The sequence below is a fragment of the Halorubrum sp. Hd13 genome, from assembly GCF_002252755.1.
GTDB lineage: Archaea > Halobacteriota > Halobacteria > Halobacteriales > Haloferacaceae > Halorubrum.
The window spans coordinates 43321-57248 of sequence record NZ_NHOY01000025.1; the positions used below are offsets into that span (position 1 = coordinate 43321).

7 protein-coding genes and 1 pseudogene are annotated in these 13928 nt (G+C 62.9%); 6 read left to right on the plus strand and 2 right to left on the minus strand.

Annotated elements, in window-relative coordinates:
* Nucleotides 1-48: 48 nt before the first annotated feature.
* The 4 genes from DJ81_RS03575 to DJ81_RS03590 all read left to right on the plus strand — a co-directional run bounded on the left by DJ81_RS03575 (nucleotide 49) and on the right by DJ81_RS03590 (nucleotide 5802).
* Nucleotides 49-999, plus strand: a complete 951-nt coding sequence (locus tag DJ81_RS03575; protein ID WP_094588483.1) for a glycosyltransferase family 2 protein — start codon at nucleotides 49-51, stop codon at nucleotides 997-999.
* Between the two features lie 42 nt (nucleotides 1000-1041).
* Nucleotides 1042-2820 carry an ABC transporter ATP-binding protein gene (locus DJ81_RS03580; protein ID WP_094588485.1) on the plus strand — a complete coding sequence of 593 codons (1779 nt, stop codon included), beginning with the start codon at nucleotides 1042-1044 and terminating at the stop codon, nucleotides 2818-2820.
* Nucleotides 2821-3115: 295 nt separating this feature from the next.
* Nucleotides 3116-4615 (plus strand): lipopolysaccharide biosynthesis protein, encoded by a 1500-nt coding sequence (locus DJ81_RS03585; protein WP_170938234.1) that lies wholly within the window; start codon nucleotides 3116-3118, stop codon nucleotides 4613-4615.
* A gap of 263 nt (nucleotides 4616-4878) precedes the next feature.
* Nucleotides 4879-5802, plus strand: a complete 924-nt coding sequence (locus tag DJ81_RS03590; protein ID WP_094588487.1) for an aldo/keto reductase — start codon at nucleotides 4879-4881, stop codon at nucleotides 5800-5802.
* Nucleotides 5803-5857: 55 nt separating this feature from the next.
* Here the strand turns inward: DJ81_RS03590 and DJ81_RS03595 are convergent, their stop codons facing one another.
* Nucleotides 5858-7219: a sulfatase gene (locus DJ81_RS03595; protein ID WP_094588489.1), complete on the minus strand. Its 1362-nt coding sequence runs from the start codon at nucleotides 7217-7219 to the stop codon at nucleotides 5858-5860.
* 658 nt (nucleotides 7220-7877) lie between these two features.
* On the opposite strand from DJ81_RS03595, the gene DJ81_RS18650 reads away from it, so the two are divergent.
* The gene (locus tag DJ81_RS18650; protein WP_141212519.1) at nucleotides 7878-10931 is read left to right on the plus strand and encodes a hypothetical protein; all 3054 of its coding nucleotides are present in this window, start codon (nucleotides 7878-7880) and stop codon (nucleotides 10929-10931) included.
* Between the two features lie 256 nt (nucleotides 10932-11187).
* Nucleotides 11188-12663: a hypothetical protein gene (locus DJ81_RS03610; protein WP_094588493.1), complete on the plus strand. Its 1476-nt coding sequence runs from the start codon at nucleotides 11188-11190 to the stop codon at nucleotides 12661-12663.
* A 117-nt stretch (nucleotides 12664-12780) separates the two neighbouring features.
* On the opposite strand, the pseudogene DJ81_RS03615 reads toward DJ81_RS03610, so the two are convergent.
* Nucleotides 12781-13914 (minus strand): annotated as a pseudogene (locus DJ81_RS03615) (glycosyltransferase family 4 protein); the annotation flags it as partial.
* Between the last annotated feature and the right edge of the window lie 14 nt (nucleotides 13915-13928).

The following is a 13928-nucleotide window of genomic DNA, read 5'->3' on the forward strand; positions in this document are numbered from 1 at the left end:
TGAGGTTTACGGTTGCTAACAAATTACCTCGACTTCTGAATACGTAATATGGCTCCGAAAATTTCGGTGATCATCCCCACCTATTACCGGAACGATGCCCTTCCGGAAGCGATCGAAAGCGCACTGAGCCAGGAGTACGAGCCGGTCGAGGTGATCGTCGTCGACGACTCGGGGGAAGGATCCGCAGAGCCGGTCATAGAGCAGTACGACGAAGTTCGGGGGGTGATCCGCGAGGAGAACGGCAACTGGAAGGCGGCGTTGACGACCGGCATCAGGTCGTCGACAGGTGAGTACGTTCAGTTCCTCGACGACGACGACCGGCTCTTGGAGGGCAAACTGACGAAGACGGCAGCGGTGCTCCGGGAGAACCCGGAGGTCGGCGTCTCGTACTGTGGCGTCCTCAGGGGCGACGAGCGATGCTACCCGAAGCCCAACGTGTCCGGCGACTTCCTAGAGGAGGCGCTGGCCTTCCAGACGTTCCCGATGTGGACGGGGTCGATGCTGATAGAGCGCGAGGTGTTACTCGACTGCCTCCCGCTCGCGGGGATGGGCGAAGACGACGATCTCGACATCGAACTGGGCGATACCGACCTGAAGATCGAACTGGCCCGACGGACGAAGACCGAATACGTCGACGAGATCCTGGCGTTTTACCGACAGGACACGAACGACCGATGGACCGGTCCGCGCCGATTCAGAAAGGTGAAACAGAACGTGGAGCACCAGCGAGAGCTGTACGATCGGTACCCGTCGATCCGGAGAGAGCTCCTCGCCGCTTGGCATGAGAAGCAGGCCGTCTACTGGCTCGAAGAGAAGGCGTGGTCGCACAAGCCGGTCTCTCACTTCCTTCGCGCCGCCTACTGCTCGGAGGCGCCCGCGGACAAGGTCAAGTACGGCGCCGGGGCGGCGGTCTCGCTGTTCGGCCGTCCGGGTTGGCATCTCGCCGAGTCCATTCGCCTTCCCTTCTCGCACGACGAGCGGCGTCACACCGTGAGTTAGCGGCATCTTACTAACAACCCCTATCGACTAAACGTGAGCACGATGTCGGATATACCTCTCCGCGAGAAACTCCACGGGCTCTATCTGATCGCGTCATACAGACCGCGTTTCACCGCCGCTATCGTCGGGTTCGGCGTGTTGACCGCCCTGCTCGAAGGTGTCGGCGTGACGCTGATCGTCCCGCTGATCGAGGTCGCCCAGTCGTCTGGTGCTCCCCCCGACGGCGGGATCGCGGGACTGTTCGCTCGCATCTACCAGCTACTCGGGCTTCCGTTCACGGTCGGATCCATCGTCCTCGGTGTCGGGATCGTGCTCACGGTGCGGTACCTGTTCACGTTCCTGTCCGAGTGGGCGCGCGTGCACCTGCGGACCCACTACGTCTCCGACCTTCAGACTCGTGGCTTCGAGAACACGCTGGACGCCCGGATCGCGTACTTCGACCGCGAGGGCTCCGACGACATCCTCAACGCGATCGTCACGCAGGCGCAGAAGGCCGGCGAGGCGATCGAGGCGTTCGTCCGAGTGTTCCAGCGAAGCATGCTTATCCTGATGTACCTCGCAATCGCGCTGTACCTCGCCCCGCTGTTGACGATCCTTTCGGCGGGGTTTGTCGGTTTATTGACGTTCGGGCTGCGAAACACGATCGAGTCGGCGTACACCATCGGCGACCGCGTCGCCGACGCCAACGAGAAGATACAGCAGGCCGTCCAAGCCGGCACGCAGGGTATTCGAGAGGTAAAGACGCTCGGATACGACTCCGAGCTACGAGGTGACTTCTCTGAGGCGATGAATCAGTACGTCGGGTCGTCTATCCGAGTGAAACGGAACGAAGCGCTGATCGGGAACGCGTACAACCTCTCGATAGCGCTGCTGATATTCGGGCTGATCTACGCCGCGTTCGTGTTCACGAGCATGTCGTTCGGCGTTCTCGGAGCGTTCCTGTTCGTGATGTTCAAACTCGGGCCCGCGGTGAGCGGCACGAACAAGCGGTTCTACCAGCTCGAAGGGATGCTTCCGCACCTCGTCCGCACCGAGGAGTTCATTCAGAACCTGCGACGGAATCCGGAGATCGAAGGCGGAGACGAACCCGTGCCGGCCGATCCCTCCCCGGTCGAATTCCGAGACGTCTCCTTCTCGTACGAGGGAACCGAGGACGTTCTCTCGGACGTCTCCTTTCAGATAGACAGCGGCGAGTTCATCGCGTTCGTCGGCGAGTCCGGTGCGGGGAAGTCCACTATCGCCTCGCTGCTCGTGAGGCTGTACGAGCCGGACTCCGGACAGATCCTGGCCGGCGGCCGACCGGTGAGCGCGTACGACATCGACGAGTGGCGGTCGCGAGTGGCGTACGTCCGGCAGAACCCGTTCATTTTCAACACGACGCTTGAGGGGAACCTCCGTATCGCGAACCCGCACGCCAGCCGACGGGAGCTGGAACGCGTCTGCGAGATCGCTCAGGTCACGGAGTTCGTCGACGACCTCCCGAACGGCTACGAGACCGAACTCGGTGACGACGGGGTTCGGCTCTCGGGCGGACAGCGGCAGCGCGTCGCGCTGGCCCGCGCGCTGCTGGAGGACGCTGATGTCCTGGTTCTCGACGAGGCGACGAGCGACCTCGACACGAACATCGAGGCCAGGGTGCAGGCGGGCATCGAGTCGATGGACCGCGACTTCATGACGCTCGCCATCGCCCACCGGCTATCGACGATCAGCGACGCCGACCGGATCTATACGGTCCAAGCCGGCAAGATCGTCGAGCGGGGCGAACACGAGTCGCTCATCGAGGAGGAGGGCCAGTACGCGGAACTCTACTCCGCCCAGTGAACCACGCCCTCGCGGCCGGTCGAAACTCCGGTTCCGGGGGTCTCGGAGGAGGAATCTCCGACCGCTCGGTCCCGTTACGACGGCGGTTCTCCGCACCGGCAGCCCGCGACCGCAAATCGATGACACGTACGGTTCCGTCCGGAGTTCGATAGCTCCTAACCCCTGTTTTTAAGAGGTTAACTTTGACCGTTTCGCCGAATGGTGAGTCAACCGAGTGAGACGGTACTATGAGTCCTATCCCAACACCACCCACACCGCCCGCAGCACCCCCGTCCGGTCAGACGGGGAACGGACCGTGAAGAGCCGCCTCCGCGAGCTTCTCGCGGCGGTCGTTCCGGGCGGATCGATCCTGCAACGCACCGTCCGGAGCGGCGCGTGGTCGGGGGCGATCAAGGTGTCGAGCCGGTTCCTGCAGATCCTGATGCTGATCGTCCTCGCGCGCCTGCTCTCGCCTCGGCAGTTCGGACTGGTCGGGATCGCGCTGCTCTCGCTGAGCGCGACGCGACGGTTCTCGCAGATCGGCCTGAACTCGGCGCTGATCCAGCACGAGGCCGAGGACGTCGACACGTACCTCGACACGACGTGGTGTCTTGAAATGGCCCGCGGAGCTGTGATATTCGGGGCGCTCTTCCTCCTCGCTCCCGTCATCGCGGGTCTCTTCGACGAGCCGTCCGCGACGCCGCTGATCCGCGTCATCGGGGTCGGGCCGCTCCTGTACGGGCTCCGGAACCCCGGTGTGATCTACTTCCGGAAGGACCTCGAGTTCCACAAGCAGTTCGTGTATCAGGTCAGCGGCGGGTTCGTCCAGTTCCTCGTCGGCGTCGGGTACGCGCTGGTCTCGCCGACGGTCTGGGCGCTCGTGTTCGCGTACATCTCGGCGGACGTCTTTCGGTTCGGACTCTCGTATTTCGTTCACGACTACCGGCCGTGGCCGTCGTTCGACGTCTCGGCCGCGAAGGAGCTGATCGACTACGGCAAGTGGATCACGGCCTCATCGATCCTCTACTTCCTGTATCAACAGGGCGACGACGCCTTCGTCGGGTGGTTCATCTCCGCGACCGCGCTCGGGTTTTACCAGTACGCGTATCGGCTCGCCGACACCCCCTCCTCGGAGGTGTCGGAGATCATCGCCAGCGTCAGCTTCCCCGCGTACTCGAAGCTCCAGGACAGCCCGGCGGAGCTCCGCCAAGCGCTACTCGCGACGACGCGGGTCACGGGGTTCGTCACGATTCCGATGGCACTCGGCATCGCGCTCATCGCCCCGAGCTTCGTCCCGATCGTCCTCGGCGACGAGTGGACCCGGATGATCCGTCCGATGCAGCTGTTGGCGCTGTACGGACTGTTCCACTCGATCACGCGGAACTTCGGGTCCGTGTTCAAAGCGCTCGACCGTCCGGACATACTGGCGAAGATATCCGCTATCCGGGTCGCCTGCATCGCCGTGGTTATTTGGCCGGCGGCCACGCGGTTCGGTCTCGAGGGCGTCGCGCTCACGGTCGTCGGCGTGTACGCGTTCCCGATGCTGCCGCTCGACGTATACCTCGTCTCGCGGCTCACGGGGGTGGACGCGACGGCGTTCTTCCGGGAGTGGTTCTACCCGCTGGTCGCTGCGAGCGTCATGTTCGGCGGCCTCTGGACGGCCCGCGGGATGGTTGAGACGAGCCTCCTCGTCGAACTCGTGGTTCTGATCCCCGCCGGTATCGTCGTCTACTCGGCCGTCTCGCTCTTCCTGATGCGGTACTCTCCGTGGCAGATCGAAGGCGACATCCGTTCGATCGCCGGGAGCTTCGGCTAGAGGGAGCATCGAACCAACCGTTCTCGGCGTCGCGAGTGATCCGAACCGATCGCCGCGTTCACCCCGCCGGGCCGTCCGACCTCGCAGGTTTCACTCCCCGAAGATTTGTAAACCAGTCAGATTCCTGGTTTACTAGTCGAATAACAATGCTAGCAGGGTGAATACCGTAGTATACAATGTCTGTACACAGGCCGGGAACCGCACCGAACGCTTCCGGCGGCACCTCTGAACTGAGCGGTCTCTCCGCGTCGGAGTGATCGACGATGGAACTGAATCCCAAGACCCCGGTGCAGCCAGAACAGAACGTTGAATCGAACCGCCTCGCGACCGCGATACCGCCCGTCGGGGTCGGGACCTACCGGACCGGCGGATACGAGTGTTTCAACGCCGTTTCCGAGGCGCTTGAGATCGGCTACCGGCACGTGGACACGGCGATGGCGTACGAGAACGAGGCCGCGGTCGGCCGCGCGATCGAGGTCTCGTCGGTCGACCGAGAAGACGTCTTCGTCACGACGAAAATAAAGGGATACCCGGAGTTTCTGAGCCGCGATCGGATGATCGAGGCGGTCGAAGGGTCGCTTCAGCGGCTCGGAATGGACCGGATCGACCTCGTCTTGATCCATTGGTGGCACCCCGACGGAGACATGGACGACGTGTTCGGTGCGCTCTCCCGGCTCGTCGATGCCGGGAAGGTCAACCACATCGGCGTCAGTAACTTCTCGATCGAACAGCTCGAGCGGGCGATGGACGCCGCCGACGCTCCGATAGCGACCAATCAGGTCCAGTACCACCCGTACTATCACCAAGACGATCTGCTCTCGTTCTGTCGCGACAACGACGTGTTGTTGACCGCGTACAGCCCGCTTGCTGCCGGGCGAGTCGCCGAGGACGACGCTCTCTCAGCGATCGGGAACCGGTACGGGAAGTCGGCCGCACAGGTCGCCATCAGGTGGCTCGTCCAGCAGGACGGCGTGGTCACGATCCCGAAGACGGTTCGGTCGGACCGCCTCCGGGAGAACCTCGACGTGTTCGACTTCGAACTCACGGACGCCGAGATGGAACGGGTCCACGAGCTCGAGGGGCCGCTGTGGTACAGGCTGAACACGGATCGGGGCGCGATATCCCGATTCAGAAGCGAGGTCGGCCAGTACGTACCGAAGCGCGTTCGCGACGCGCTCCCGTTGTAGGGCGGCTCATCCGGTGGGGTCACCGGCGAACCGTCCGGACGCGACCGCTGCCCGTTTACTCCAGATACCCGAGGTCCTCGAGCTGCGACTCCGTGCCGCGGGAGAGCCCCTCCGAATCCGCCTTCTCTTCGTCTCCCCACTCCGAGAGCCGCGCCACGCGACTCTCCATCGCCGTCGCGAACCGATTCTGGAGCGTTTCCCGGTCCTCCGACACCTGATTCCCGTCCGGTCCGAACAGGTACTCCCTGCCGTCGTCGGCCCTGACGTACTGGTGCGTCCCGTCGGCGAGAACCCGCCACCGGGTGGTCGGCTCGCTGGTGCGTCCGGTGTGGGGGACGTAGTCCTCGACGAGCGCGGCCTCGTTCCCGCACAGCGTCGCCGTCGGCGACAGCTCGGGCTCGGTAGCGAGGTCGAAGATCCCGGTCAGCTCCGCCGGCTGTGACACGCGTTTCGGCGCGTCCTGACCGGGCCGTTTGACGATGAGCGGGACTTTCGTGTTGACCGGCCGCGTGGAGTGCGGCGGCGTGCCGTCGCGGTCGTGCTCACCGAGGTTCTTCCCGTGGTCGGCGACGAGTATCACGAGCGAGTCGTCGTACCGTCCGGTCTCTTTCAGTGTCGACAGCAGCTGATCGAGCTTCCGGTCCTGGTAGCGGAGACTAGCGTCGTAGAACTCCAGGACCCGTTCCCGTCGCTCCGGCGGGAGGTCGGCTCGCCCGAGGACGTACGCGAGGAGCTTCGTGTTCAACAGGCGCGGTTCGATCGGCCCCGGCGGCGAGAGGTCGAGCGCCTCGAAGGCGTCTCTCGGGGGGAAGTAGGGGCTGTGCGCCTCCATGAGGTTCAGGAACGTGAAGGTCGGAGACTCGTCCTCGGCGGTCGCTCGCATCCACCGACTCGCGCGGTCCACGAGGTTCGACGTGAACAGCCGTCGTTTGAGCAGGAAGACGGGCTGGCGAGCGCCCTGTGCGAGCAGATTGTGCGCCGCCGAGTACAGCCGGTCCCGCGTCGTCGAGATGTCGGCGTCGCCGTCGACGCCGATCTCGAGGTCCCACTCAACGTACTCGTCGAACCCCCTGTCGATCCCCGAGAGCGTGCCGACCCACGGGTTGTTCGAGAACCCCGCGGTCCGGTAGCCGTCCGCCGAGAGCCGCTCCGTGAGCGTCTCGATCGAGTCGGGAAGTCGCAGCGACTGGTCGGAGAAGCCGTTGGTGATGCCGTGTTCGCTCGGAGACAGTCCGGTGAACATCGAACTGTGCGACGGTAGCGTCCACGGTGCCGGGGTGTAGGCGTGTTCGAACAGCGTCGCCTCCTCCGCGAACCGGTCCAGATTCGGAGTCGTCTCTCGGTCGTGTCCGTACGCGGAGACGCGGTCCCGGCGGACTGAATCGAGGACGACGAACAAGACGTCGGGCTGGCTCATACGCGTTTTGAACGGAGGAGTGGCTTCGTTATAGAGTAGTTGACGCCGCACTGCCGGAGACTGAATTCGACGCGCGGCGACCCGTCGGCCGGCCGGGGTTCCAGGGAACGATCCAGCGGTCTCCGCCCACTCGATCGCGAGTCGGGGCAGTCGCTCGCGGCACGTGGGCCACACGCACCGCACTTCCGCCCGGACGTCGGCCGGCGAGCTGGCCCCCAGTCGAGAGTCGATCCGCGGATCCGCCCGCTCCGTGACCGCGTCCCGGTTCCACGCTGTGGCGGGGAGGCGTGTGCCGTTCGCGGTCTCGACTCGTTCGCTCGACCGTCTCGGCGCTCGCGGTTCGCCGACGCCTCCGAGACGAACGCGCGTCGAATCCGACTGATCTGGAACCGGTTTCCGCGTGCTTAACTCCGGGTTACGACGGTTTCCACAGACCGGGGAAACCGGCTATCACGGCTTCTAACCGACGTTAATACTAACATAACAACTGTTAATTGGTAACAAACACGCCACAGTAATGTTGTCGTGATCGCCCCAAAAACAGATTGCTGATCCGGAAAATCACGAAATTTCTGATTTATGTACTCGAAAATCACGGAACTCGAAACATATAATTAACAATACATTTATCCCGTATAGGATCATATTAACGCTTGCAATGGCACGCAAGCTGGTAAGCGAGGACGTCGATAGCGACAGCTCAATCGATCGCGAGGAATCGGGCGGAAACGACGGCGAAACCGAAGGCGTCGGCGGACTGGGTAGGCGCAACTACATAAAACTCGGTGCGGCGGCGGCGGGTGCGGTGTTCGGCGCCTCGGGACTGGGTTCGGCCGCAGTGACACGGGACGGGATCCGGTTCGACCGAGTGGTGAACGCGGTCGACGACCTCGGGATGGATCCGACCGGTAGCGATCCGATCGACGATGCGCTGAGCGCCGCTCACGAAACCGGGACGCTCGTCGAGTTCCCACCCGGCGACTACAGGGTGGAGACGGAGTCCGTGCTTTCCGGGTCGAAGAGCCGATGGGGGATCCAGGGAACTGGTGAGAGCCACGAAGACGTCACGTTCCACTTCCCGAACGCGGATAATGCGTACTGGTTCGTCCATCAGGACGGTGGTTCAGAGGTGCTCCTCGACAACTTCACGGTCGACAGCGACAACAAGCTGGTCGCCATCCGGGTTCGGACCAACGACGGTTCGCTCATCCGGGACGTCGAGTGGGCCGGATTTTACCCCGAACAGAAGGAGAATCCGGGACAGATGGCCGACTTCGGGACGCTTGATCAGGACGGTGTCACCCGGGTCGTCAGAACGGTGATGGGACGTGACGGCGCGTTCGTTCACGGCCATCCGTGGGCCACCGGTCGCGTCCCGATGAGTATGTTCAGGTTCTATCCGAATCACTCCGGGGAGACTATTTTAAGAGATATCGAGATTCACCAGTGCGGGGCTAACGGTATCCGTCACACGAAGGGGAATGGTGTCGTTACAATCGAGAACAGTTGGACGAAGAACTGTCACCTTGCACACATTCGTGTGCACCGGGGTAACCATCCCACGAAAGAATCCACGATCACCAACGCGGAGATGATCATCGACCACGATGACGCGCTTCCGATTGGTGACGGAGAGTGGCACGAGGCAGGTACAAACTGTATAATGCTCGATTCGACGGGGGCGGGGTCCGCTTCTGCCATCTTCGAGAATTGTACGGTAGATGTTAGAAATGTAAAAAATAGCGACGGATGGGGTGCAGTTCGCTGTAATAATAGCGGACAATCTAACCCGACCGGCGGTGAATTTCAAAATTGTAACATATATAACGACACTGGCCTCCAGACGGTGTGGATAGATGAACTCGACAGCGAAGATGCTGATGAACCTCATTATTGGATATTTGATGGCTGCCAAATCGAGATGACGAGCCCGGACCAGTACAGGGAAGCGGCGTTCGTTCTCCGCGACGACTGGGACGGGTCGGTGATCCGCAACAGCATCATTCACGCGCCCGACGGAGATCTCGACGGGGTGTTCATCGAGAACTGCAGCGACGTCACGATCGAGGACACCACGATCGACGTGACCGGCCGAGCCACCGTGCTCGAGAACGCAGACGTCACGACCTCGAACGTCAGTTACGACGTCTCCGAAGACACCGATTGGTCCGTCGGCGACGACGGAGACGGGTTCGAGAACGACCCCAGTCGATTACAGATCGTTGCGGCGGACGACGCGGACGCGTTCGAGTACAGCTTCACCGTCGACGGCCGGGTCGAACACGCCACGTACGGTGACTATCCCTCGAACCCCGACGCCTCCTCTGGCGACAGCATCGTCGAGAACGACGACGGCACCTACACCGTCACCGGCGTCGTCGCCGGGTACGCCGGCGACGACAAGCGCTGGGGCGGCGACTCCTACCGGTTCACCAGGGAGTTCGCCGCCTTCAGCCTCGACGGTCCGGCCGCTGTAACGATCGACGGCCAAGCGGTAGACACCGCCGAGCTCGTTTCCACAGACGACAGTACCGGCGACGACGGCACCGGTGACAGCGGCACCGGCGACGACGGCACGGAACACATGCTCCGCGTTATCGCGGCGGACGACGCGGACGCGTTCGAGTACAGCCTCACCGTCGACGGTCGGGTCGAACACGTCACCGACGGGGACTACCCCTCGAACCCCGACGTCTCTCCGGGCGACAGCATCGTCGAGAACGGCGACGGCACCTACACCGTCACCGGCGTCGTCGCCGGGTACGCCGGCGACGACAAGCGCTGGGGCGGCGACTCCTACCGGTTCTCCGGAGAACTACTCGGGGTTTCGAAGGAGGGACCGGCCGACGTTCTCCTGAACGGCGACGCGATCGATCCCGACGAGTACACCGTGGAACCCGACCGGACGCTTCGGGTCATTGCGGACGACGACGCGGACGCGTTCGAGTACAACTTCACCGTCGACGGCCCGATCGGACACGCCACCGACGGGGACTACCCCTCGAACCCCGACGTCTCTCCGGGCGACAGCATCGTCGAGAACGGCGACGGCACCTACACCGTCACCGGCGTCGTCGCCGGGTACGCCGGCGACGACAAGCGCTGGGGCGGCGACTCCTATCGGATCTCGGGCGCGATCGTCTCTATCGGATTGGAAGGACCGGGGACCGTTCTCGTCGACGGCGAGACTGTCGACCCCGACGAGTACGGACTGCCGAACCGCCTGACGATAATCGGCACGGGCACGTCGTCGACGTTTGAGTTCTCTGTCGACGGCGAGCTGAAGAGCGATCCGAACGTCTCGGACGACGGCGATCTCGTCCCGGGATCCTCGGTGGAGGGCACCGTGACGGACGGGGTCAAGGGGTTCCGATTCGACGGCGAGATCGCCTACTTCCAGTTCGAAGGCGAAGCGGGCGTCTATCTCAACGGGCAGCAGGTCGAACCGACGCTGCTCGACACCGACGAAGACCCAGTGCTCCGGAACTGGATCCTGCTGGAGGGCGACGGGAACGAGACGGAGTACTCGTTCACCGCTTCCGGGCACGTGCGCAAGTCCCCGGACCTCGGTCCGATCGAAGCGAATGACGTCATCGACGGAACGGCGGTCGAGGGCGTGACCGACGACGAGACCGACGGCTACCGCTTCAGCGGTGGCCTCCTGTCGATGAACGTTCAGGGATCCGCCGATCTCCGATTCAACGGCAACTGATAGCGCCGAACGGCATCTCTCCCACTCGTTTTTGAACGTCGGTGGGGGCCGAGTGCACTGCGGGGCCGCCGGGTCGGAGGTCGTTCGTCTCGCCCGGTGAAAACTCCCGAACGACTGCCCGTTACTCAAGCTATAATTATGACAGAGGAGTACGAGTTATCAAGTATTAATGTGCCCTTCAGGTGTATTCGGTCAACCCACGGCCAAATGACTGAGCTCCGACTGAGTAACACCGCAGTCGTCCGGAGAGTGTAGCATGGACCGCCGACAGTACCTCGCAGCGGCCGGGACCGCCTGTGTCGGACTGCTCGCCGGGTGCGGTGGCCGCTCCGATTCGGACGAGGAGCCACCCGACCGTGATTCTGACCCAGAGGGCGACGAAACGTCGCCTGACGAGGTCGAGGTGAACACGTACGGAATCGAGTTCGACCGCATCGTGAACGCCGTCGACGACCTCGGAATGGACCCGACCGGCGGAGATCCGGTCGACGACGCGCTCGCTCGCGCCTATCGAGAGGGGACGCTCGTGCGGTTCCCCCCAGGTGAGTACCGGGTCTCGAAGTCGCGCGTCATCGAGGGCAGCGTATCGAGATTCGGGATTCAAGGCGCCAGCAAGGATCACACGGACGTCGTCTTTCGGTTCCCCAACGCCGAGAACGACTATTGGTTCGTCCATCAGAATGGCGGTGAAGATGTCCTCCTAGACAACTTTACGATTAACACCCACGAGAAGTACGTTACAATTCGGTGTCGTACAAACAACGGATCGTTAGTACAAGACATCGAATGGCGCGGATTTCTCCCCGAGAAGGTAACTAACCGGGGACAGCTCCTCGACCCGAGCTGTCCCTCGGTCGATGGCACTAACACGGTCAGACGGGTAATTATGGGTCGCGACGGCGCACACGTCTCTGGACACTACAGTGCAACCGGTATCCGCTCTATGACCGGAATTCGGTTCTATGGAGCGCATGTCGGAGAGACCATTCTCGAGGATGTCGAGATCCACCAGATCGGTTCTAACGGTGTCCGCCATACGCGGGCGGACGGTGTTGTGACAGTCAAAGGGGGCCTATTCAAGAACTGCGGTCTCTCTGCACTCCGAATTCACAACGGGAATCATCCCTCGAAAGACTCGAGCGTAACGGGTGCGGCCGTCGTTATCGATCATGAGGACGCCAAATCAATCGGCACCGGAAACTGGTCGGAGCACGGGGCCAACGGAATCCTACTCGACTCCACCGGTCAAGGTTACTCGCAACCGACCTACGAGAACTGCGATATCATCTGTCGGTCAATTCTCTCCGATGGCGGGTGGGGTTTGATTCGAGGGACCGACACCGGACAGTCCAACCCCGGTGGCGGCGCGTTCAGGAACTGTCGGGTGATCAATCACACCGATCTCCAGACGGTGCGGATTGACCCCCGGAAGCCGGGGGCGGAACCCCCGCAGGGGTTCACGTTCGACAACGTCGGATTCTACCTGTCCGGGGACTCGCAACCGCTGGGGGCGGTCATTTCGATCGAAGACGGCTGGGACGGGTCTCGCATCAGCGGAAGCACGATATACGCGTCCGAAGGCTCCGTCGACGGCGTCTGCGTTCGCAACTGCCAGAACGTCTCCATCGAAAACACGAGGATAAGCGTCCCACAGTATCTGATCACCGGCGCGGGGTCGCAGATCGTTACACAGCAGATCTCCTCGGAGGCACCGGAGGAACTCCCGTTCTGAAACGGGCCGATCCCGTTCACGGAAGCCGCATCACCGTCGGTCCAAGCCGTCCCCCGACTCGGTGGCAGACGACGGCGTCGCGGACCGACTCGGGTTTCGCACGTCTCTCCCCGTGCGTCACTCCTGTCGACGTCGCGGTGCGCTATCGATTGACGGCCGGTCGCTCTCCGTTCGCGTCGCCGTTCGAGGCGTGACTTCGCGATAGACGCGCGTGATCCGCCCGGCGATCGCCGTCCACGCGTACCGGTCGCGAACGAGATCCCGGTTTTTTCGGGCCATCCGTCCGACCCGAGCGTCGTCACGAGCGAGCGAACCGATCGCGTCTGCCAGCGCCGTCGGGTCGCCAGGTTCGACGAGCACTCCTCCGTCGTCGTCGATCACCTCGGGGATGCTCCCGACGGTCGTCGAGACGATCGCGTTGCCGCCGGCCATCGCCTCCAGCATCGCGATGGGCAACCCCTCGGCGTGGGACGGGAGGACGAACACGTCACCCGTCGAGAGCAGTCGGCACTTCTCTCGCTCGGAGACGAACCCGTGGTACGTCACGTGCTCGTGACGCTCCGCGAGATCTTCGACGGAATCTTTCAGCGGTCCCGACCCGGCGATCGCCAGCTCAAAACCGGGCGGTCCCTCGGACGACAGGCGGTCCACGGCGTCGATCAACTCTCGGACGCCTTTCCGAGGTATAAGCGACGAAACGAACGTCAGCCGAGTGGGGTCGTGGTCGTATTCGGGATCGAACCGGTCCGGATCGACCGCGTTCGGAACGACGACGAGCTTCCGATCCGGGGCCCGCGTTTCGAGTTCCCGCCGCCAGTACTCGGAGAGCACGACGATCCGGTCACACCGTTCGAACACCGCGGACTGGAGAAATCGAACGAGCCTCGAGTCCCGCTCGAGGAACGTGTCGAAGGACGACCCGTGAACGTGAAACACGATCGGCCGACGCCAGAGCGCATCGACGACGAACACGTAGAACGCCGCACGGTAAAACGAAAACGCGTACGAGGAATGGACGTGAACGAGGTCCGGCCGCCGTCGAATCGGAAACCGAACGGCCGCGACGATCGAGGCCACTATCGAGGTCAACAGCCATCGGACCCCGTCGCCGTTCGGGTCGGACCGCATATCGTACGTCGCCGCCGAGAGTTCGTCCGGGAGATGAACTATCAGATTATCGATGTAGTGGTGGATCCCGCCGCCGCCAAACGTCCCTACGACGAGGACATCGATGTCGGATTCGCTCATGCGCCTCGCCCGATCCG